Source organism: Deltaproteobacteria bacterium (genome assembly GCA_005879795.1).
Lineage (GTDB): Bacteria > Desulfobacterota > Binatia > DP-6 > DP-6 > DP-6.
Window position 1 is genome coordinate 1 of record VBKJ01000078.1, and the last position, 21028, is coordinate 21028.

Genomic DNA, 21028 nt, shown 5'->3' on the forward strand with positions numbered 1-21028 from the left:
CGGACGGCGAAGGCGGGCGCGAGGTCGACGAAGAAAGCGGCGAAGGGCGGGTAGGGACCGGGGGAGGGCGCGGTGAGGACGTGGCCGTTCCCCGGGCCCGTTTGCGCCCCGGCTCATCTGGCGCTAAAACATCGCCAAATGAGCCAGATGACCGGCGCGCGAGGCGTGGCACGCATCCTCGGCGGCAAAGCGGTGCTCAAGCGCGAGGTTCGCTCTCTGGGTGACCTCCAGCGGCTGGTCGCGAACGGCTTGCCCGTGCGCACGCTCGACCGCACCGTAGAGTACGTCGCCTCGTCACCGCGGGAGGCCGTTCGGCTGCGCGATCGACTCGTACCGCCTGCCACCCGCAAACGGCGAAGGCAGCGTCTCAAGCCCGCAGAGAGCGAGCGCGTGGAGCGGCTCGCGCGCGTGATGGCGCTGGCGGAGGAGGTGTGGGAAAGCCGGGAGGACGCTCGCCAGTTCCTGACGACCCCCCACGCGCTCCTCGACGGCGAGCGACCGCTCGACCTGGCGCAGAGCGAGCTCGGTGCGCGTCGGGTGGAAGAGCTGCTCTGGCGGCTCGAGTACAGCCTACCCGCCTGAGCGTGGCGGAGCCGCTCGTCGCATATCGGGTGTTCAAGGCGAAGCACCCGCCCTTCGACGGGGCCGGCGCCGCGTTGATCGGGGGACGCTGGAACACTCGCGGACGACCGCTCATCTATTGCGTCCGGTCGTACGCGGGTGCGTTGCTCGAGATCCTCGTCCACGCACAGCTGAGACGCCTACCCGGCAGACACCGATGTGTCGTGGTCGAGGTGCCCGATGACGTCTCCGTAGAAACGCTCGACCCGGCCAATCTCCCAGGATGGGAGGCCGAAGACCAGCGCGTGAGCCGAGCCTTCGGCGACCGCTGGCTTGCCGAGCACCGTTCCGCCGCGCTCCTCGTGCCGTCGCTCGTCGCCCGACCCTTCGAGCAGAACGTCTTGATCAATCCGGCGCACCGCGACTCGACTCGCCTCCGCGTCCCGCCGCCCGTGTCGGTCACATGGGACGCGCGGCTGTTCCGAAGCCGGCAACCGGACGTCGGGTGACGGCTCCCGGTCATCCGCGGCGAAGGGCGAGTAGGAATCGCCGACCGGGTATTCCTCCCCTATGCCACCCAACACGCTTGTTGGGGTCGCGAGCGGGAGTACAACCGAGGCCCCCGCTCAGCTCCCGCGCCCGAAGCGCGCCACGGCCTCGGCGTACGGGTCCGGCCGCTCGAGGCCGACCAGGTGCCCGGCGTTCTCGATCATGTGCACGCGCGCCCCGGGGATCTTCTCCGCGAAGAGGCGCGCGTAGAGCGGATCGACGAAGCGGTCGTGCGTCCCCCACACGACCAGCGTCGGCGCCTTGATGCGCGGGAGACGCTTCTCGAGCCCGTTCTCCGGGATCGGGAAGAGGAACTTGGCGGCGGTGCGGAAGCCGCGCACGAGGGAGATCAGGAACTCGACCTGCTCCTGAGTGCGGTCGTCCTTGTCGCTGAACAGGTTCGTGACCGCTTGCATCGCCTGCGCGGCGGGGCCGCTCTGATCGTGAAGGAGGTAGGGGACGAGCTCGTGCGGCATCATGCCGAACATGTCGGCGACGGGCGCCTCGTCGCGCCAGAGGCCGACGGGCGCGGCGAGCGCGAGGCGTCCGATCTCGCGGGGGCGGAGGGCGGCCATCTCCGCGGCGATCCAGCCGCCCATCGACTCGCCGACGACGTAGGGCCGCTGGAGGTCGAGGGCCTCCGTCACGTCGAAGCAGTGCAGCACGAGGTCGAGCTGGTCCTCGATGTGCTCGAGGCCCGACGACTGCCCGAAGCCGGGGAGGAGCGGCGCGAAGACGTGGTACTCGCGCGCCAGGAGGGGCAGCACGCCCTCCCACATGGGGACGCCGCCCGCGCCGTGCAGGAAGAGGAGCGGGGCGCCGTCGCCGGCGTCGAGCACCTCGATCGTCGGCCGGCCGGCCCCCAGCGGGATGACGCGCGAGCGCGGCGCGCTCATGCCGCCGCCGGGCGCTCGGCCTCGCGACGCGCCGCCTCGCTCTGGCTCCCCGGCGCCACGCGCTCGGCGCGGGGCAGCGGCTTCGGCGACCAGCGGTCCTCGTACTCGCTCCAGATGGGACGGAGGTGCGGCAGCACCTGGGTGGCCAGGAGGAAGGTCGAGCGGTTGGTCAGCTCGATCGGTGAGGAGCCGATGTGGCCGCCGATCGCGAGGTGCCCAACGCGCAGCGAACGGGCCAGCTCCTCGAGCTGCTGGCGGACGGTGGCGGGCGAGCCGGCCACGATGTAGCGCTGCTCGACCAGCTCCTTCCAGGTCTTGTTCTGCCCCATGTTCATGGTCGTGTTGCCCACCTGCGCGACGATGCCGGCTCGCATCGAGGCCTCGCTCACGTAGCCGGGGGCGCTCGCCATGCCGGGGTAGAGGTGGAGGCACTTGTTGAAGAAGTAGTCGACGTGCGGCCACCACTCGCGCTCGCACGAAGCGTCGGTGTCGCTGATACAGACCTGCTGGAAGAAGGCGCCGGCGTAGGGGTTCGGCTCCTTGCCGAGCGCCGCCAGGCGCTCCCAGTAGCCGTCCATCATCTTCTGCGCGCGCTTGTAGCCGCTGAAGGAGAGGTAGCTGTAGTTGTAGCCGTGCTCGGCGCAGAAGTCCCAGGTCTCGATCGAACCGAGGCCCGGGATCCAGATGGGGGGGTGCGGTTTCTGGATGGGCTGCGGCCAGAGGTTCACGTAGCGGAGCTTCGTGTACTTCCCGTTCCAGGCGAAGGGCTCGCGCTCTGCCCACGCCTTCAGGATCAGGTCGTGCGCCTCGCGGTACTTCTCGCGCACGGTCGCGGGGTTCTGGCCGTAGCAGTAGTTGATGTCCATCGACGTCCCGACCGGGAAGCCGGCGATGAGCCGCCCGCCCGAGATCACGTCGAGCATCGCGAACTCCTCGGCGACGCGCACCGGCGGGTTGTAGAGCGCGATCGAGTTGCCGAGCACCAGCAGGTTGGCGTTCGGGCAGCGGCGGGCGAGCGCCGCCGCCATCAGGTTGGGCGACGGCATCATGCCGTAACCGTTCTGGTGGTGCTCGTTCACGCCGATGGCGTCGAAGCCCATCTGGTCGGCGTACTCGAGCATGTCGAGGTACTCGTTGTAGAGCCGGTGGCCGCGCACCGGGTCGTAGAGGCGGTTCGGGATGTCGACCCAGATGCCGTGGTAGCGCTCGCGGAAGTCGGGCGGCAGCCAGCGGTACGGCATCAGATGGAACCAGCTGAACTTCATGGCGCCCTCCTCGGGGCCCGCTCGGGGCCGGGTCCGAAACGCGTGGCACAGGGCGCGGGCGAAGGCAAGGGCGTACAGGGTCTCTCAGGCGCCGTCGCGGAAGAACTCGACCAGCTCGTCGGCGCGCGCCTCCGCGTCGGCCCGTCCCAGCTCGATCAGGTGATGGGCGTAGCAGCGGTCGAAGTAGAGATAGGAGAGCAGATCCGCCTCGCCCGCGATGCCGTGCACGGCGTAGCGGATGGCGGCGTCGGAGAGCCACGCCCGGAGCCCGGCGCCGCCGCGGTGCGCCTCCAGGCACTCGGCCGCCATCACGGCCAGGTCCCGCGAGGGGAGGACGTAGACGTCCCGCACCACGCGGTAGGGCGTGCCGCGCATCTCCTCGATCACCTGGTTGATGCGACGGAGGAAGTCGGGACCGTAGGCGCGCGCGCCGGTGTCGAGGATCGCGTTCACGAGCCGGAGCCGGTCCACGTCGTAGTCGACGTGGTCCAGGAGGAGCGCGTTCAGCACCTTGCCGGCGAGGTAGGCGAGCGAGCTGTAGTTCGCCTCGCGATGCGGGGCGAGGGCCGCTTCCTCCGCGGGCGTGGGTGCGTGGCGGAGCCCGACGATGAGGAGCCGGTCGGCGCCCAGGCGCAGGGCCGGCGCGAGCGGCGTGTTCAGGCGGAGCCCGCCGTCGCAGAAGTAGGAGCCGTCGATCCGGGGCGCCGGAAAGAGGAACGGGATGGCCGCCGAGGCGAGCGCGTGCGCGGGCGCGAGCTTGGCGGGACGCGCCACCACGAACGGATCGCGCGCCCAGCGCCGCACGACGCCCTCGCGGTTGTCCACCCAGACGACGGACTTGCCGGTGCTGATCTCGGTCGCGGCCACGGCGATGGCGTCGATCTCGCCCGTCTCCACGCGGTGGCGCAGGTTTGCCCACGGGATGCTCTCGCGCACCAGGCGCTCGAGGGGCAGGGTGTCGAGAAGGCCCGAGAGCCGCTCGGGGATGGCGCCCTCGGGCGGCGTCTTCCGCTGGCCGAAGAGCCCCAGGAGGCGGAGCGGGATCCCCACCACGTCGCTTATCCCGACGCGGTAGACCCCAGCCACCTCGAGCGAGCGCCAGAGGTCGATGAGGCCCCGCCCGGCGTCCGGCCGTCCGATCGTGCCGGCGACGTAGCAGGCATGGATGGCGCCCACGCTGGTCCCGGTGATGATCTGGAAGCGTACCGGCCGGCCGAGGCGGCGGGGCAGGTCGTCGAGCACGTAGGAGAGCACGCCCGCCTCGTAGGCGCCGCGCGCCCCGCCGCCCGACATGATGAGGGCGAACCTGGCCATCCGCGCGCCGGTTTCCGCCGCGCACCAACCCGAGTCAAGCGGATGGCGCGACGGCGCCGGCGGTGCTACATTCCGCCGCCTCGACGGAGGACCTGTCATGCCGACACCCGTGATCGTGAGCGCGACCCGCACCGCCATCGGCACCCTGGGCGGTGGCCTCGCGCAGACGCCCGCCACCAAGCTGGGGGGTCTCGTCGTGCGCGAGGCGATGCGGCGCGCCCGCCTCGAGCCGGCGCAGGTGGACGAGGTGGTCCTGGGCCACGTGCTCCCGGCCGGACTCGGCCTGAACCCGGGCCGCGTCGCGGCCCTCGACGGCGGCGTCCCGAAGGAGGTCCCGAGCTTCACCGTGAACAAGGCGTGCGGCTCGGGCCTGAAGGCGGTCGTGCTGGCGGCCCAGGCGATCCAGCTCGGAGACGCCGACGTGATCGTGGCCGGCGGGATGGAGAGCATGAGCGGCGCGCCCTACATCTCGAAGAAGGCGCGCTTCGGCGTCCGCATGGGGCACGAGGAGCTCCTCGACTCGATGATCGCCGACGGCCTCACCTGCCCGATCACGTTCGTGCACATGGGCGTCACGGCCGAGAACATAGCCGCGAAGTACGGCATCACCCGGGAGGAGCAGGACGAGTTCGCGGCCGAGAGCCAGCAGAGGACGGCCGCCGCGCAGCAGGCCGGGAAGTTCAAGGCCGAGATCGTGCCGGTGGAGATCCCCGCCAAGAAGGGCGAGACGCTCCGCTTCGACACCGACGAGCACCCGCGCGCCGACACCACGGCGCAGCGGCTCGCGGGGCTCAAGCCCGCCTTCAAGAGGGACGGCGGCACGGTCACCGCCGGCAACGCCTCGGGCATCAACGACGGCGCGGCCGCGGTGGTCGTGATGTCCGACCGCAAGGCGAAGGAGCTCCGGCTCACCCCGCTCGCCACCATCCGCGCCTACGCGGCTGCGGGCGTCGATCCGTCGCTCATGGGCATGGGGCCGTGGCCGGCCTCGGAGAAGGCGCTCGAGCGGGCGAAGCTCCGCCGGGAAGAGATCGACCTGTGGGAGCTGAACGAGGCCTTCGCGGCGCAGTCGCTCGGCGTGCTGCGCGAGCTCCGCATCCCGAAGAACCGGGTCAACGTGCACGGCGGCGCGATCGCCCTCGGCCATCCGATCGGGGCGAGCGGGGCGCGCGTGCTGGTGACGCTCCTCCACGCCATGGCGGACCGCGACGCGCGGCTCGGCGTGGCCTCGCTCTGCATCGGGGGCGGGCAGGGGATCGCCATGGTCGTCGAGCGCTCCTGATCCGCCGTGGCCGTCGCCGCCTTCTTCGACATCGACGGCACGCTCATCGCGCGCAATTCGGCCCCGCTCTACATGCGGCACCTGCGCCGGACGGGTCAGGCGCGCCGGCGCGACCTCGCGCGCACCCTCTACTACGTCTGGCGCTACCGGCTCGGGCTCCTCGACATCGATCGCGCGGTGGCGATCTCGCTCGGCTGGATCCGCGGGCGCGACGAGGCGGAGGTGCGCGCCGACTGCCGGTCGTGGTACGAGCGCATCGTCCGGCGCTACCTGCGCCCGGCCATGGCCGCGACCGTCGAGGCGCACCGGCGCGCCGGCCACCTGCCCGCCATCCTGACCAGCGCGACCCGCTACCTGGCCGAGCCGGTGGCGGCCGACCTGGGCATCGAGCATCTCCTGGTGACGCAACTCCGCGTGCGCGACGGGCGCTTCACGGGCGAGGCCGTGCGCCCGCTCTGCTACGGCGAGGGCAAGACCTACTGGGCGGAGCGCTTCGCCGCCGCGCAGGGGGTTGACCTGGGACGCAGCTACTTCTACACGGACTCGATCACGGACCTGCCCGTGCTCGAGCGGGTGGGGGAGCCGCGCATCGTGAATCCGGATCCGCGGCTGCGCCGCGTGGCGGGGCGGCGGGGGTGGCCGGTGCTCCAGCTCGGGCCGGCCGACGACACAGCGAAGTTCGGGGAGGGGGAGGACACATGGCGAACCAGCCGGTGCGGCGCCGAAGCGCGCCCAAGCGCGCGTTGATCGGGCCGCTCGTCATGCTGGGGAGCGGGATGGCGGCCGGCGTGCTGCTCTGGCGCTTCCTGATGCTCGAGCCGCCACCGGCGGCCGGGCTCCGGCTGGGTGCGCCCGAGCGGCTCTCGCACCAGGATCGGCACGCGCTCGATCACCTGCTCGCCGAGCCCCACGCGCGCCCGTAGGCGCCGCCGCTCCGGGGGGAGGTGGGGAGGATGGCGACCATCGACGAGAATCTGCGTCGGGTCCCGCCGCAGAGCCTGGAGGCCGAGGAGTCGGTCCTGGGCGGGATCATGCTCGACAACACGGTCATCGACGGCGTCGTCGGCATGCTCCAGCCCGAGGACTTCTACCGCGGCGCGCACCGCAAGCTCTTCCGGGCGATGGTGGACCTCAGCGAGCGGAGCGAGCCGGTCGACCTGATCACGCTCGCCGAGAGCCTGAAGACGCGCGGCGAGCTGGCCGAGGTGGGCGGCGCGTCCTACCTGGCCGAGCTGACCGAGCGCGTACCCACCGCCGCCAACGCCGTCCACTACGCCAGGATCGTCCGCGAGCGCGCGATCCTGCGCGGCCTCATCGCGGCGTCCACCGAGATCGCGACCCGCGGCTACCAGGCCTCCGACAACGTCGACGAGCTGCTCGACCGCGCAGAGCAGCTCATCTTCGGCATCCAGGAACGCAAGGTGAAGCAGGCGTTCGCCAGGCTCTCGGAGATCCTGGTCGACTCGATCAAGACGATCGAGCGCCTCTACGAGCAGAAGCAGGCCGTGACCGGCGTGCCGACGGGCTTCGCGGACCTGGACGCGCTGACCGCGGGGCTGCAGCCGTCGGACCTGATCGTCGTGGCCGGCCGGCCGAGCATGGGGAAGTGCCTCACGGCCGACGCGGAGATTATCCTCGCGGACGGCAGCGTGCGGACGATCGAGGAGATCGTGCGGGCCCGCTCCGGACCGCTGTTCACGTTGACCGATCGCTGGAAGCTCACGACCGCCGACCCGTCTGCCTTCGTGGACGACGGCGTGAAGCCGATCTTCGAGGTCACCACGCGCCTCGGCCGGAGGGTGCGCACCACGCTCCCGCATCCGTTCCTGACCGTGGACGGGTGGAAGCCGCTCGCGGACCTCCGGCCGGGCGACCACATCGCCGTCCCGCGGCGCCTCGACGTCTTTGGGACGCGCGCGCTCGGTGAAGACCGAATGAAGATACTCGGCTATCTTCTCGGCGACGGGACGCTCACGGGACCCTGCCCGACCTTCACCAACGGTGACCCGCGGCTGCGCGCCGACTTTCGCGAGGCGGTCGGCCGATTGGGCGGGCTCGGCGTGCGCGAGGACCTCCCCGCCACGCGGACGCCCAGCCTGGCGGTGTCCTCCGACCGCTCGGCGATCGCTGGGGGACGCCACCGATTCGGCCGCCGCGTGAGGCGTGAGCTCGCTGTCGCCGGCCTCTCCGCAAGACGGCTGGCGCTCGAGCTCGGGGTCTCAGCGGGGTCCGTGACGAACTGGTGCGCGGGCCGAACCGTCCCGGCGCCGGCGGTCTTTCACGGGCTCTGCGCCGCGCTCGCCATCCCGGAGGAGGAGGTCGCTCCCGACGGTCTCGCGTCGCTGCGCAAGAGCTCGCGGAATGCGCTGGCACGCTGGCTCGACGCGCTCGGGCTGCGGGGCAAGACCGCCGCATCGAAGTTCGTCCCGGACGTCGTCTTCACGGCGCCGCGGGACGAGGTGGCGTGCTTCTTGAACCGCCTGTTCGCGTCCGACGGCTGGGCCACGGTCCTGGCAAGCGGGCAGGCGCAGCTCGGCTTCTGCTCGGCCAGCGAGCGCATGGCCCGCCAGGTGCAGCACCTCCTCCTGCGCTTCGGTGTGACCGCGTCGCTCCGCGGGCGTCGTATCCGTTACCGCGGCGGCTTCCGCGTTGCCTGGCAACTCGACCTTACCGACGCGATGGCGATCCAGGCCTTCATCGACCGGATCGGCATCTTCGGGAAAGAGACCGCGCTGGCGCGCGTGGAGGCGGCGCTCGCTCGGAGACGCTATCAGACCAACCGCGATCTCGTCCCCGTGGGCGTGTGGCGTTGGATCGACGCGGCCAGACGGGGGGCGACCTGGCAGTCGCTCTGCGCCCGCATGGGTCTCGGCGACCACCCGAATCTCCACGTCGGCCGGCGCGCGCTCTCGCGCCGGCGGCTGGGGGCCATCGCTCGCGCGCTGAGCGACGCTCGCCTCGAAGACCTGGCCAGCAGCGACGTGTACTGGGACGAGGTGGTCGCGATCGAGCCCGCAGGGACCAGCCAGGTCTACGATCTCACCGTCCCCGGGACCCACAACTTCGTCGCGAACGACATCTGCGTCCACAACACGGCCCTCTGCCTCAACATTGCCGAGCACGCCGCGCTGCGTGCCGACGTCGGCGTCGCGATCTTCTCGCTCGAGATGGCGAAGGAGCAGCTCGCCATGCGCATGCTCTGCTCCGAGGCGCGCGTCGACCTGGCGCGCGTGCGCACCGGCCACCTCTCCGACCGCGAGTTCCCGAAGCTCGCCATGGCCGCGGGGCGGCTCGGCGACGCGCCCATCTACATCGATGACACGCCGGCGCTCTCCGTGCTCGAGCTGCGCGCCAAGGCGCGGCGGCTCAAGCGCGACGCGGCGTCGAAGCTCGGGCTCGTGGTCGTCGACTACATCCAGCTCATGCGGTCGAGCGAGGGCAGGGACAACCGCGAGCAGGAGATCTCGGAGATATCGCGCTCCCTGAAGGCGCTCGCCAAGGAGCTGCACCTCCCGGTGGTGGCGCTCTCGCAGCTGAACCGCCAGGTCGAGAGCCGCACGCCGCCCGTGCCGCGGCTCGCGGACCTTCGCGAATCCGGCGCGATCGAGCAGGACGCGGACGTCATCTGCTTCCTCTACCGCGACGAGTACTACAACCCCGAGGACACCGAGAAGCAGGGCGTCGCCGAGGTGCACGTCGCCAAGCAGCGAAACGGCCCCATCGGCAAGATCGAGCTGACCTTCCTGAAGGAGTACACGCGCTTCGAGAACCGCGAGGTGGCGCCCGAGGACGCGAGCGGGGGCGATCAGGGGTCGGCGCTGCACTAGGAGGCCGTCTGGGTAATCGTGGCGGCTGCGGCGAACGATCCGGGGAGCCTTGCTCCGTTTCTGGAAGGGGCACGAGCGAAATCTGCCGGCCGCCGGTCCACACCCTGCGGTGGTCGCCTACGTCGCTGTCGGCGCCGCCGCGATCCTGAGCAGGTCCGTCACGGAAGCAGGCCGGGAACGCGCTCGCGTGGGTCCTGTCGGGTAGCGTGTGGCATGGCGGTCGAGTCGAGCGGGAAACGCCCCCGCCTCCGCGTTTAGGTAAGCCAGAGGAAGTTTGCCAAGACGCCACGACGGGGGTTACACCAACCGCCTGGGACCCGCCCTCGAACGGAGAAGATGGCCGGTCAGATGCGGTCCGCGGCGTTCGTCATCTGTGGCCTCGTGGCCGGTGTCCCGGCCGCCGCGACCGACTGGCGGATGTATGCGGGCGCGCCACGCCGGCTCTTCTTCGACCCCGCCGAGACGATCATCACCGCAGCCAACGTCGCGAAGTTGCACGTCAAGTGGACCTTTCTGACCGGGGCGATCGTGAGCGCCTCGCCCGTGGTCTTGACGCTCGACCTCCCGGGCGAGGGACGCACCGCGGTAGCTTTCATTGTGCGGCGACCACGTGCCGCTCCGGCGGCGTTTGTGCGGCCGGCGGTTGACAACGCATGCGATAGGGGGATCGCCGCGCCATGAGGACTACACACCGCTGTGGATGGCCCGTCCGGGCCGGCGCCCTCGTGGTCCTCCACGGGGTTCTCCCCGCGCGGGCCATCGAACCCGCCTGTCCCGCCGGTGAGATCACGCTTTCGGCCCATTTGCTCGCCATCACGCGAACCGGCGCGGGAGCCGGTCGACTCGAGACGCCGTCGAGCACCTTCGTGCTGCCCGTGGGCGTCTCCATCGATCCGGGCAGCGAGCCCCTGAGCTTCGTCGTCGAGGGCGACCATCGTCTCCTCTACCAGGCGGACATTCGCCCGGGCGGCCTGGTCGCGCACCAGGCGGGGACGGTCTTCGTGTTCCACACCCGCCAGCGGGGCACTGGGATCGGGACCGGCTCGCGGCTCGTCCTTCGCCGCACGGGCGCCATCTTCCAGCTGAGCGCGCGCTTCGACCACATCGACGTGCCGGGGCTCGCAACCGCGCCGAACTTCGCCAAGCTGCTCGTGAAGATCGGCGACGACTGCTTCTCCGCCGTCCTCGCCTGCGCCGTGCGCGGCCACCGTCTGCGCTGCGCGCCGGAGCGCTCCGCGCTGCTGCGCGGCCACGTCCTGGGCTCCGCCGGCGGCGCGCTCCCCGGCACCATGCTGACCGCGTTCGACGACAACCGCCTCGAGAGCATCTCGGTGTTCGCGCAGAAGGACGGGCGCTTCGTCTTCCCACGCCTCCGCCCTGGGACCTACCGGCTGCGCGCCCGGCTGCTCGGGTGGGAAGAGGTCGAGGTGCCGGTCACGCTCGCCGGCCGCAAGCCGACGACGCAGAACGTCGCCCTCACCCCCGTCGCCGACGCCAACGAGCAGCTACCTGCGAGCCAGTTCCTGTCGCTCGTCCTCCCCAAGTTCCCGACGCCGACCGTGCGGGGCGACTTCACGCTCTCGTGCGGCAACTGCCACCAGATCGCCGGCCCGCGCTTCCGCGAGGACAAGACGGTCGAGGAGTGGGGCCAGGTGGTGACGACGATGGAGAGCTACCTGCCCCCGTACCACGCCGAGACGCGGCCCCTCATCTTGCCCATCATGCTCGACACCTTCGGACCGAACGCGACGCTCCCGAAGCTCCCGATCCCGCCGCCGCCCTCGGGCGACGTGCTGCGCGCAACCATCTACGAGTACGGCCTCCAGTACGGCCCCGGCGGTTCGACCGACTTCTCGAGCTGCCACGACCTCCAGCTCGGCACCGACGGCGTCGTCTACAACGACTCGGGCGTCCAATGGATCGACCCGCGGACGGGCCAGCACGGGGTCTTCCCGATGAACGGCGGCGGCCACTCGATCCAGCGCGACCAGGACGGGAACATGTGGATCACACAGGCCGACCACGACACGCTCACCAAGCTCGACGTCCACAATGGGGTCTTCACCTACTACCCGCTGCCCAAGATCGGCGACGACCAGGGCTCCTACCCGCACACGCTGCGCTTCGACGGCGAAGGCCACATCTGGTTCACGCTGACCAAGTCGAACCACCTGGCCCGCTTCGACCCGGCGACCGCCCAGTTCACGTACTATCGCCTCCCGTCTTCCGACCCCGCGGAGGTTGGGCTCTCGATCCCCGTGGCCTACGGTTGCGACGTCGCGCCCGACGGCACGATCTGGTTCTCGCAGCTCTTCGGGCAGCGGATCGGCCGGCTAGACCCCGCAACGGCAACGATCACCGTGTGGAAGCCCCCCTTCTACGGGCCGCGCCGTCTGCGCGTCGGCGCCGACGGCATCGTGTGGGTACCGGGCTACGGCTCGGGCGTCCTCGGCCGCTTCGATCCCGCGATCGAGCGCTGGACGAAGGTCTACGATCTCCCAACCGGGCCCGCCGGACCGCCTGGCTTCGGCAACGCGGAGGAGCCCTACGCCCTCAACGCCAACCGTCAGACGGGCGACGTGTGGATCACCGGCTCGGCGTCCGACACGCTCATCCGCTTCGACCCGACGGGCGAGCGCTTCAGCGCCTACCCGGTGCCGACGCGCGGCAGCTTCATGCGCGAGATCGTCTTCGATCCCGACGGCAACCCGTGGACCTGCAAGTCCGACGAGCCGGACGTGAAGGAGGGGAAGGGGCGCGGCAAGTTCATCAAGATCGAGCTGCCGCCGAAGACCGCCGTCTGTGGCAACGGCAGCGTCGAGGCGGGCGAGGAGTGCGACGACGGCAACACGGACAACTGCGACGGCTGCAGCAACGGCTGCACGCTCGTCACCGGCTGCGGCGACGGCATCGTGTGCGGCACCGAGCAGTGCGACGACGGCAACACGGTGAGCTGCGACGGCTGCTCGTCCAGCTGCACGATCGAGACCGGGCTCCGCTGCGGCGACGGGAGCGTGAACACGATGTGCGGCGAAGAGTGCGACCCGCCCCTCGCCGGCCGGTGCGACGCCCAGTGCCGGCGCATCCCCTACTGTGGCGACGGCGTCATCGACCCGGGCGAGCAGTGCGACGACGGTCCGCTCAACGGCACGCCCGGCCACTGCGACAGCAATTGCACGCCGCCGGGCTGTGGCAACGGGATCGTCGACCCGGGCGAGCAGTGCGACGATGGCAACACGCTCAGCTGCGACGGCTGCTCCGCGACGTGCCCCACCGAGGTGGGTTGGCGTTGCGGCGACGGGATGGTGAACGCGGCTTGCGGCGAGCAGTGCGATCCGCCCGGTCCCGGCACTCCCGACTGCAACTACCAGTGCCGGCTCGGCCCGGCGCCGGCGCTCGGCACGCGCCACTTCTCCTTCGGCGGACACTCGTACTCCTCCGCGCTCGGCACGAGCGTGCCGATCGCGGAGCTCGAGGGCGCCTTCGATCTCGTCGGCGGAGCGCCGGGACCGGACGGTGTGGCACCCGTCACCCTGAGCGGCCCAGTCTACTACACCGGGCCGATCCTCGGTGGCGCCTTCGGCACGCTCTGCTTCCGCGCCACGTCGTGCACGGGGATCGTCGACTGCGTCGGCGGGACGGCGGTCGGCGTCCAGCTCGTGCAGGACAGCGCGGGCCCGGGCCTGCAGAACAACCCGGTCCAGGCGACCACCGGGCTCGGCGGCCCCGGAGGGCCAGGCGCCGTGCTCCTCACCTGCCAGCAGAGCTTCGTCCAGCTCCCGCCCGGGCCGGCCGACTGCACGGCCGCTCCCTACCCGCCCGACCAGACGGCCTACTACACGACGGGGCAGGTCGAGGGGCACTTCCTGAACGCCAACCCGCGCATCGGGACGGGCGAGATCAGCGTCACCGGCCAGGACTTCTCCTGTGCCGCGTGGGCGACGGAGGACGGGCCGGGCGAGCTCGCCAATGGATTCCTCGTCGAGGAGGATCCACAAGCAGGCGACACCGCCAACGCCAACCTGCTCGTCGACTGACGCTCCTCGCGCGCACTGGACTCGGCGCCCGGCACGCGGCGGCTCTCGCGGGCCCGCCGTTGCCGTCACCGCCGTTGCCGTCAGCTCCGGGCTGTGGTGGACTCGCCGGCCGTGGGGTTCCTCGACGGCAAGGTCGCCGTGGTCACCGGGGCGGGGCGGGGACTCGGCCTGTCGCACGCCCTCGCCCTGGCCGCGGCGGGCGCGGCGGTCGTCGTCAACGACCTCGAGCTCGCCGCCGCCACCGTCGCCGCCATCGAGCGGGCCGGCGGGCGGGCCGCTGCCGACGACTCCGACGTGTCGACGCTCGACGGGGCCGGAGCGGTCGTGCGCCACGCGGTCGACGAGTTCGGCCGGGTCGACGTCGTCGTCAACAACGCGGGGGTGAGCCGGCCCTGTCCGATCGCCGCGATGGACCACGCCGCCCTCGACCTCCATCTCGGCGTGCACTTGAGGGGAACCGCGGGCACGACCCGGGCCGCTTTCCCCGTGATGGCGGCCCAGGGTGGCGGCCGCATCGTCAATACCATCTCGGGGCACGCTTTCGAGCCGAAGGCGCCCCACAGCGCGGCCTATGCGGCGGCCAAGGGGGCAATCTTCTCGTTCACGTTGGCGGCCGCGCGGGAGGGCGCCGAGCACGGGATCCTGGTGAACGCCATCGCGCCCCTGGCGCTCACGCCCATGTCGCGGGAGTACCTGGCCGCGATGCCCGATGCCGCCGAGCGGCTTGACCCCGCTCACGTCTCGCGGGTGGTCGTGTGGCTGGCGTCGAAGGCGGCCATCGGTGTGACCGGCCGGGTGGTCCGCGTGGAGGGGGAGTGGATCATGACCATGACCGTCGAGCGATCAGCGGCGGTCCCGTTCGAGCAGATCGGGGAGCTCCTCGGTGGTTGACCTCGGACTCTCGGGCAAGCGGGCGCTGGTCGCGGGCGCCGGGCGGGGCATCGGACGGGCGACGGCGCTGCTCCTCGCCGAGGCGGGAGCGCGGGTGGGGTGCATGGAGATCGACGAGGGGCGGCGGGCGGCCATCGTGAAGGAGGTCGAGGCGGCCGGCGCCGAGGCGGTCGGCCTCGGCGGCGACCTCCGTCAGCGGGCCGACGTCGAGGCGGCCGTGGCGTCCACGGTGGAGGCGTTCGGCGGCATCGACGTCGCCATCGACATCGCCGGTGAGGCCCGGTGGAACCCGGTGCTCGAGCAGACCGACGCCGACTGGGAGCAGAGCTTCGCCCTCGTCCTTCGTCACGTCCTTTTTCTGTTCCAGGCCGCCGGCGCGCGCATGGTAGAGGAGCGCGGCGGAGCGCTGGTGGCGGTGGCGTCGGTGAGCGGGCTGTTCGCCGCCCCGTTCCATGCCGCCTACGGCGCCGCGAAGGCGGGGTTGATCTCGCTCGTGAAGACGTTCGCGATCGAGCTGGCGCCGAAGGGCGTGCGGGTCAACGCGGTGGCGCCCGGGGCGATCAAGACGCCCCGCGTCCTGGCGGCCACCACCGAGGAGCGCCGCGAGGCGTCGGCCCGGTCGATCCCGCTCGGCCGGATGGGCGAGCCCGAGGAGATCGCCAAGGTCGCGACCTTCCTGGCGTCCGACCTCGCGAGCTACGTGACGGGGCAGACCGTGGTGGCCGACGGCGGCGCCAGCGTGAAGTTCCCACTCTCGCTCGGCAACTGAGGGATAGGCTCGCTTCGACGACCCGTCACGGGCAGGTCCCGCCGCCGAGCGGGACCGAAGCGGTCGCCACGATGGCGCGCGCGGAGCGGCCGAGCAGGATCTGATAGCAGCCGGGCGCCACGCGCCAATCGTTCGAGGCGGTACTCCAGTACGCGAACGCGCGCGCGTCGAGCTCGAGGTGGACGGGCGCGGACGCGCCCGCGGCGAGCGCGACCTTCTGGAATCCCTTCAGCGCCTTCGGCGGCTGGACGAGCCCCGTCACGGCGGGGAAGCCGACGTAGATCTGCGCCACGTCGCTGCCCGGGCGCGCGCCCACGTTGGTCACTTTGAAATCGACGGCGACCCCGCCGCTCGGGGTAGGCGTGACGGCGAGCCCGCCGTACGCGAAGTCCGAGTACGAGAGGCCGTGGCCGAAGGCAAACGCCGGCTCGATGCCGTTCGCATCGTACCAGCGGTAGCCGACCAGGACGCCCTCCTTGTAGTACACGTTCTCGCCCACGCCCGGATACTTCTCGGGATCGCCGGCCGTCGGGATGTCGGCGTCGCTCTGCGGGAACGTCACCGGCAGGCGGCCGCCGGGATCGACGGCGTCCCCGTTGGCATCCCGGCCGAAGACCACGTCCACGATCGCGGTGCCCGCGCTCTCGCCCGGGATCCAGGCCTCGAGGATCGCCTTGACGCTCGCGCGCCAGGGCGTCAGCACGGGCGCGCCCGCCTCGAGGACCACGATCGTGCTCGGGTTCGCCATCGCGACCGCGCTGACGAGGGCGTCCTCGGCGCGGGGCGGGAAGAAGCCGCAATCGAGCGCCATGCACGGCTTGTCCGCCCCTTCACCGGAAATGTCGGAGACGAAGACCAGGGCGACGTCGGTGGCCGCGGCGGTCGCGGCCGCGGCCGTCTGATCGCTGCCGTCGGCGTACGACACCGTCACGCCGTGGGCCTCCGCCCGGCTGCGGATGACCTGGAGCGGCGTGTCGTAGAGGAACGGGCGGATCCCCGCCGAGCCGCCACGGGACTGGAACGCATCGGCATCCGCGCCGATGACCGCGATCGAGCGGAGACCGGGATCTTCGAGGTCGAGGGGCAGAACCCGGCCGTCGTTCTTGAGCAGCGTGAGCGCGGCTTCCTCGATCTCGGCGGCGACGGCGGCGTGGCCGACCTGGTCGATCAGGGTGTCGTCATAGGGGTACGCGTCGCGATCGAACGCGCCATAGGCGAAGAGCGTCCGCAGGATGCGGCGCACGTGCTCGTCGACGGTCGCCGAGCTCGCCAGCGAGGCCGCCAGCGCCAAGTCGACCTGCAGCGGCGAGTAGCACCAGCCCGGCCACGGCTCGAAGTCGAGACCGTCGTTCAGCGACGCCGCGGTGCCGTCCGGATGCGCGGCGCCGTAGTCGCTCAGCACGTAGCCCTCGAAGCCCCAGTCGAGCCGCAGGATCGTCTCGAGCAGGTGCGCGTTCTCGCACGCGTACTGGCCGTTCAGGCGGTTGTAGGAGCACATGATCGAGCCGACGTTCGCTTCGTTGACCGCCGCCTCGAAGGCCGGGAGGTAGATCTCGCGGAGAGTGCGCTCGTCCACCACCGCGTTGACGGTGTAGCGGTCGCCGAGCACGCCCACCCCGAGCGGCGTGCCCTGGGCCCCCGGCCCCATGCCTTCCTGGTTGTTGGCGGCGAAGTGCTTCACGTTGGCGATCACGCCCTCGCTCTGCGCGCCCTCGATCCAGCCGACGGCCATGCGGCCGACCAGCCACGGATCCTCGCCGTAGCCTTCGAAGGTCCGGCCGCCGAGCGGCGTCCGCATGATGTTGACCGTGGGCGCGAACACGACGTCGTTGCCCTTGCTCTTGGCTTCGTTGCCGACCGTCGCGCCGTAGCGCGCGGCCAGGGCGGGATCCCACGTCGCCGCGAGGCCGAGCGGCGCGGGCATCGCCGTCGCCATCCCGGAGCGCACGCCCATCGGGCCGTCGGTGTAGTAGATGGTGGGCAGATCGACGCGCGGCACCCCGTCGCTCGTGCCGGTGTGCGAGCCCGCCTGGCCGCCCACGCCGAAGAGATCGTCGCCGGCGAGGAGCGAGATCTTCTCGTCCTGGGTGAGCTGCTCCAGCAAGAGGCCGGCGCGCGTATCGGCGTCCAACGAGGTGTCGCACCAGGGGTGATCGCCGCAGCGGCCCGCGGCGTCCGCCCCGCCGGCGGACGCCGTCAGCAGGAGGAGAGCGCAGCCGAGCGCGTGCTTCATGAGCCACTCCTTCGGACACGCCCAACGTCCTACCCTGTACGCCATCATCGCGTTCCCCGGGTCGCCGCCCTCGGTTCCGTGCACCTGAGTGTGAGCGCGGGGTTCAATCCGGCGACGGAGAGCTAGCCGTCTTTCCCACGCCGAGCGCCGCGCACGTGAAGCTTAGCCCGGCACGCGGCCCCACCTTCAATCCCGTCTCCTCGGAAGGCCGACGGGCGGAAGAGGGGACTTGCAGCGTCGATGTCCGGTAGGCGCGCCTCTCGCCCGGCGGTGGCTTCGCCAGGCAGGGCCCTCGCGCCGCTTGACGAAGCCCTTGTCGTCCTGCTCGAGAGGACCCGGCCGGCGGTGACGAGGACTTCCAGACGGTGGTACAGGATGGGAAGTAACGTGATGCACTCTCGCGAACGTCGCGCGCGCGAGATCCAGTCGCAGATCGCGGCGATCCTGCTCCACGACTGGGACCCGATCGGCGTCGCTGACGACCCGGGGGCGCGCGACGAGTACGATAGCTACGTCGGCGGCGTCTACCGGGTACTGGCGACGGGCGGGTCGCTGGCGGAGATCGAGGCGCACCTCCGTGACATCGAGATCCACATGATGGGCTACGACGAGACGACGCGCGAAGCCGACGTGGCGCGAGCGACCGCCGCCCGAAGGCTCGCCGCCCTCGACGTGCGGCTGGAGCGGCCGGAGGACTAGCTCCGGGCTCGGAGAGCCCTAGCTAGCGTCTCCAGCGGATGCCGCCCGCCTTCGGAGGGCGGTGCGCATCTCAGCCAGGAGAGCTTCATTGAGACGAGTCGCGACGCCGGCTGTCGCGAGCGCGCGGGTTGCCTTGCGGAGGAACTTGTCTCGGCCGCCCGACCAGTCGAGGTTCACGCGGTCACTGTAGAGCAGCTCGTCACCTCGACGAACGGAGACGAGTGCTTTCAGCGCGCCCCTCTCGACCTCGGGCCGCTCCGCATCGATCGTCAGCGCGCCGAGGGAAAGGCGAACGCCGCCGGGATTCGGACACCACCCGGGCTGAGACGGTGACGCCGAGTTGGAGGGCGACGGCTGGCCCCCGGCGGCCGCTCCCCGCAGTGGAGCGTCATCGCGAGACCCACTCTGACCGGCGGGCTCGACGCCCGACTCGCTGGTCGCGCTTGTGACCCCGGCTCTCTCGGCTGTGGATCGTACGTCACGCTTCGGCCGAGGAGTTGGGCTCCGCGGCCTTCTTTTGCGGGGTCTCTGTTCTGTCCCGCCTCGGGTGCGTTCGGCCGTTTCGCGCCCTGTCTGTCGCGTGCCAATGCGCTTCGCCATCATCACACTGGATGCCGGGCGACCGCGCGAGTCTCAAGCGTCGACCGATCGGGCGCCGTCATCTGGAGGCTTCGTGTGCTGCACCGTCCTGGCGGTCACTGCAGCCGATCATGTAGTGGCACTCAGTCTCGGTGGTCATGAAGGTGAACGCACCGTCGGGGCAGTTCGCCATGTAGGCAGTGATTCTCCGCCCGCACGGATTCATGGAGACCCAGCCCTTGACCTGGCAGGTGCGTCCCTCGAAGTGCGCCGCCCGATCGATGAATGCCCAGCCTTCAACGTATCCGTCATGTTCCTCGACGCCGTCCGTTCCCACGTCCATCGACACGGGAAAGCAGGCCTGGTCGGACCCGGCGGGGACGGCCACCCGGGTTTCGGCGGATGCGAAGGCGTCCGGTGAATCTTGGGGCGCAGGCATGTCGCTGCCCGCGATGAGCGGGCTGGCGCGCGCGAGGACCAGGGCCGCGAGCGCCGACAGCGCCTTCAACACCACGATGCGTCGCTGCTGGCGCCGCGTTGGCTGTGCGCGAGACCCCGGGCTTCGGCGGCGCATCATTGCCTCCCGCCGACCAGCGTTGCAACGGTGATGCCACAGGAAGGTCCCTCAGCGATCGGCGGCGCGTGCTCCTCGCTGTGCGGGACGCGCGGCAATCGCGTGGCGCTCCGACTCAGGGATCGCGACCAGCCTGCCGGCGATCAGAGCTCGAGCGGGTTAGCTAGATAGCTCATTGAGCCAGAACCTTCATGCAAGCTCGGCCGCGCTGGTCAGCGAGCGGAGCGGGCGGCACGCGCCAGCTGCACGACGGCGGCGGCGAAAAGGACGCAGCCCGCGTAAGCTGGGGCCAGGTGCAGGGGGTCGGTGTACCCGATGGCGAAGTGCACGCCGAGAGTGGCGCCGAAACCGGCGAGCCCCATCACAGCAACGATCTCGGCGAGGCTCCGGGTCGCGGGCGCGTGGCGCGTCATGAGCCGACCGGTGCGGCCACCAGACAGTCGCCACCGGATAGAGCCAGCCGCTCGTCACCACCAGGACCGCGTAGACCGCGACGGGCACGACGGCTACCGCCACCGCCGCGATGCCGAGGATGGCGCCCGCTTCGATCGCCATCCACCGGCGCTCGTCGGGACCGCCGCGGCGCCACGCCCAGAGGAAGAGCCGCGCCTGATGGCCGGGGGCGGTCGCGAGCGCGCGCCAGAATCCCTGCGCCGCTCGGTACGCCTCGACGTCGTCCTCGTGCGGGAAGCGGCGGTGGTGGTGCAGGTGCGTGATCCGGAAGGCGTGCCCGCTGCGCAGACCCAGCAGCTCGGTCAGCGCGAGCAATACCTCGTTCGGCCAGCGCGGCAGGCCGAGCGTGCGATGGACGTAGTCGTGCGAGCTCGAGGTGTAGGTGAGGAACATCATGGCGGCTAACTAGGTCGTGGCTCCGAAACCCTAGAGGCCGTACAGCCGGCGCGCGTTCTCGCCCAGGATGCGGCGCCGGTTCTCGGCCGGCAGCGCCGCGATGACCTCGCGCAGCTCCGCCGTCGCGCCCGGGAAGGTGGCGTCGAAGTGCGGGTAGTCCGACGCCCACACGAAGCGGTCGTCGCCCAGGAGCTGGACCATGGCGGGGAGCGTCTTCTCGTCGGGGTCGAAGCTTACCCACACCTGGTCATGGAATTGCTCGAGCGCGCCGCGCTTCACGCCCGGGCGCAGGCTCGGCAGGAGCCGCATGTGGTGGTCGAGACGCTCGAGCCAGCTCTGGATCCAACCGCCGCTCGACTCGAGCACGATCACCTGGAGGTCGCGGAAGCGCTCGAGCACGCCCGAGAAGACGAGGTGCGTGAGCGTCACCATCGAGTCGATGGGGAAGCCCGCCGCGGCGGCGTAGCTGATGTCGGGGAAGTCGAAGCCGAGCGTCGCCCCCGGCATGTCCCACATCGCGAGCGGGTGGAAGCCGACGGGGATGCCGAGCTCGGCCGCCGCCTTCCAGAAGGGGTCGTACCGGCGGTCGTCGAAGTGGCGGCCGCCGTAGGGGTTCGGGCGGATGAAGACGCCGCGGAAGCCGAGCTCGCGCACGCAGCGGCGCGCCTCGGCGACGGCGGCCTCGACGTCGATCATGGGGACG

At 71.2% G+C, this 21028-nt stretch carries 18 protein-coding genes; 11 read left to right on the forward strand and 7 right to left on the reverse strand.

Annotated features, from left to right (window positions below):
- The first annotated feature begins 147 nt into the window (after window positions 1–147).
- Together E6J59_04170 and E6J59_04175 are read left to right on the forward strand one after the other, a co-directional pair.
- Window positions 148–582: a DUF2384 domain-containing protein gene (locus tag E6J59_04170; GenBank protein ID TMB22291.1), complete on the forward strand. Its 435-nt coding sequence runs from the start codon at window positions 148–150 to the stop codon at window positions 580–582.
- A 2-nt stretch (window positions 583–584) separates the two neighbouring features.
- The gene (locus E6J59_04175; GenBank protein TMB22274.1) at window positions 585–1070 is read left to right on the forward strand and encodes an RES domain-containing protein; all 486 of its coding nucleotides are present in this window, start codon (window positions 585–587) and stop codon (window positions 1068–1070) included.
- 117 nt (window positions 1071–1187) lie between these two features.
- On the opposite strand, the gene E6J59_04180 is transcribed toward E6J59_04175, so the two are convergent.
- The 3 genes from E6J59_04180 to E6J59_04190 all read right to left on the reverse strand — a co-directional run bounded on the left by E6J59_04180 (window position 1188) and on the right by E6J59_04190 (window position 4723).
- Window positions 1188–2006: an alpha/beta hydrolase gene (locus E6J59_04180; protein ID TMB22275.1), complete on the reverse strand. Its 819-nt coding sequence runs from the start codon at window positions 2004–2006 to the stop codon at window positions 1188–1190.
- A complete protein-coding gene (locus tag E6J59_04185; protein ID TMB22276.1) occupies window positions 2003–3271 on the reverse strand; it encodes an LLM class flavin-dependent oxidoreductase in 1269 nt (422 codons plus the stop codon). The genes E6J59_04180 and E6J59_04185 overlap by 4 nt, the downstream gene beginning before the upstream one ends.
- Before the next feature lie 84 nt (window positions 3272–3355).
- A complete protein-coding gene (locus tag E6J59_04190; GenBank protein ID TMB22277.1) occupies window positions 3356–4723 on the reverse strand; it encodes a hypothetical protein in 1368 nt (455 codons plus the stop codon).
- Here E6J59_04190 and E6J59_04195 point away from each other — a divergent pair.
- The 8 genes from E6J59_04195 (at window position 4683) to E6J59_04230 (ending at window position 15391) form a co-directional block, all read left to right on the forward strand.
- Entirely contained in the window at window positions 4683–5867 is a 1185-nt protein-coding gene (locus tag E6J59_04195) for an acetyl-CoA C-acetyltransferase (protein TMB22278.1), read from the forward strand. The genes E6J59_04190 and E6J59_04195 overlap by 41 nt on opposite strands.
- A 6-nt stretch (window positions 5868–5873) precedes the next feature.
- On the forward strand, window positions 5874–6614 hold the full coding sequence (locus tag E6J59_04200; protein ID TMB22279.1) for an HAD family hydrolase: 741 nt from the start codon (window positions 5874–5876) through the stop codon (window positions 6612–6614).
- Window positions 6611–6790, forward strand: coding sequence for a hypothetical protein (locus E6J59_04205; protein TMB22280.1), 180 nt, complete (start codon window positions 6611–6613; stop codon window positions 6788–6790). The genes E6J59_04200 and E6J59_04205 overlap by 4 nt, the downstream gene beginning before the upstream one ends.
- Before the next feature lie 30 nt (window positions 6791–6820).
- A complete protein-coding gene (gene dnaB / locus E6J59_04210) occupies window positions 6821–9694 on the forward strand; it encodes a replicative DNA helicase (protein ID TMB22281.1) in 2874 nt (957 codons plus the stop codon).
- Between the two features lie 348 nt (window positions 9695–10042).
- Entirely contained in the window at window positions 10043–10375 is a 333-nt protein-coding gene (locus tag E6J59_04215; GenBank protein ID TMB22282.1) for a hypothetical protein, read from the forward strand.
- Window positions 10372–13731 (forward strand): DUF4215 domain-containing protein, encoded by a 3360-nt coding sequence (locus E6J59_04220; GenBank protein ID TMB22283.1) that lies wholly within the window; start codon window positions 10372–10374, stop codon window positions 13729–13731. Before E6J59_04215 ends, E6J59_04220 begins: the two co-directional genes overlap by 4 nt.
- Window positions 13732–13746: 15 nt before the next feature.
- The gene (locus tag E6J59_04225) at window positions 13747–14622 is read left to right on the forward strand and encodes an SDR family NAD(P)-dependent oxidoreductase (protein ID TMB22284.1); all 876 of its coding nucleotides are present in this window, start codon (window positions 13747–13749) and stop codon (window positions 14620–14622) included.
- On the forward strand, window positions 14615–15391 hold the full coding sequence (locus tag E6J59_04230) for an SDR family oxidoreductase (protein TMB22285.1): 777 nt from the start codon (window positions 14615–14617) through the stop codon (window positions 15389–15391). Before E6J59_04225 ends, E6J59_04230 begins: the two co-directional genes overlap by 8 nt.
- 25 nt (window positions 15392–15416) lie before the next feature.
- Here E6J59_04230 and E6J59_04235 read toward each other — a convergent pair whose 3' ends face one another.
- Entirely contained in the window at window positions 15417–17708 is a 2292-nt protein-coding gene (locus tag E6J59_04235; protein TMB22286.1) for a glycosyl hydrolase, read from the reverse strand.
- Between the two features lie 306 nt (window positions 17709–18014).
- Between E6J59_04235 and E6J59_04240 the strand changes: the two genes are divergently transcribed.
- On the forward strand, window positions 18015–18323 hold the full coding sequence (locus E6J59_04240; protein ID TMB22287.1) for a hypothetical protein: 309 nt from the start codon (window positions 18015–18017) through the stop codon (window positions 18321–18323).
- A 658-nt stretch (window positions 18324–18981) separates the two neighbouring features.
- On the opposite strand, the gene E6J59_04245 is transcribed toward E6J59_04240, so the two are convergent.
- From E6J59_04245 to E6J59_04255, 3 genes are all read right to left on the reverse strand, one after another.
- Window positions 18982–19413, reverse strand: coding sequence for a hypothetical protein (locus E6J59_04245; protein TMB22288.1), 432 nt, complete (start codon window positions 19411–19413; stop codon window positions 18982–18984).
- Window positions 19414–19665: 252 nt separating this feature from the next.
- Complete coding sequence (locus E6J59_04250) at window positions 19666–20325, reverse strand: hypothetical protein (GenBank protein ID TMB22289.1); 660 nt, start codon at window positions 20323–20325, stop codon at window positions 19666–19668.
- Between the two features lie 30 nt (window positions 20326–20355).
- Window positions 20356–21028, reverse strand: a 673-nt coding sequence (locus E6J59_04255; protein ID TMB22290.1) for an amidohydrolase, incomplete at its 5' end; no start/stop codon positions are given.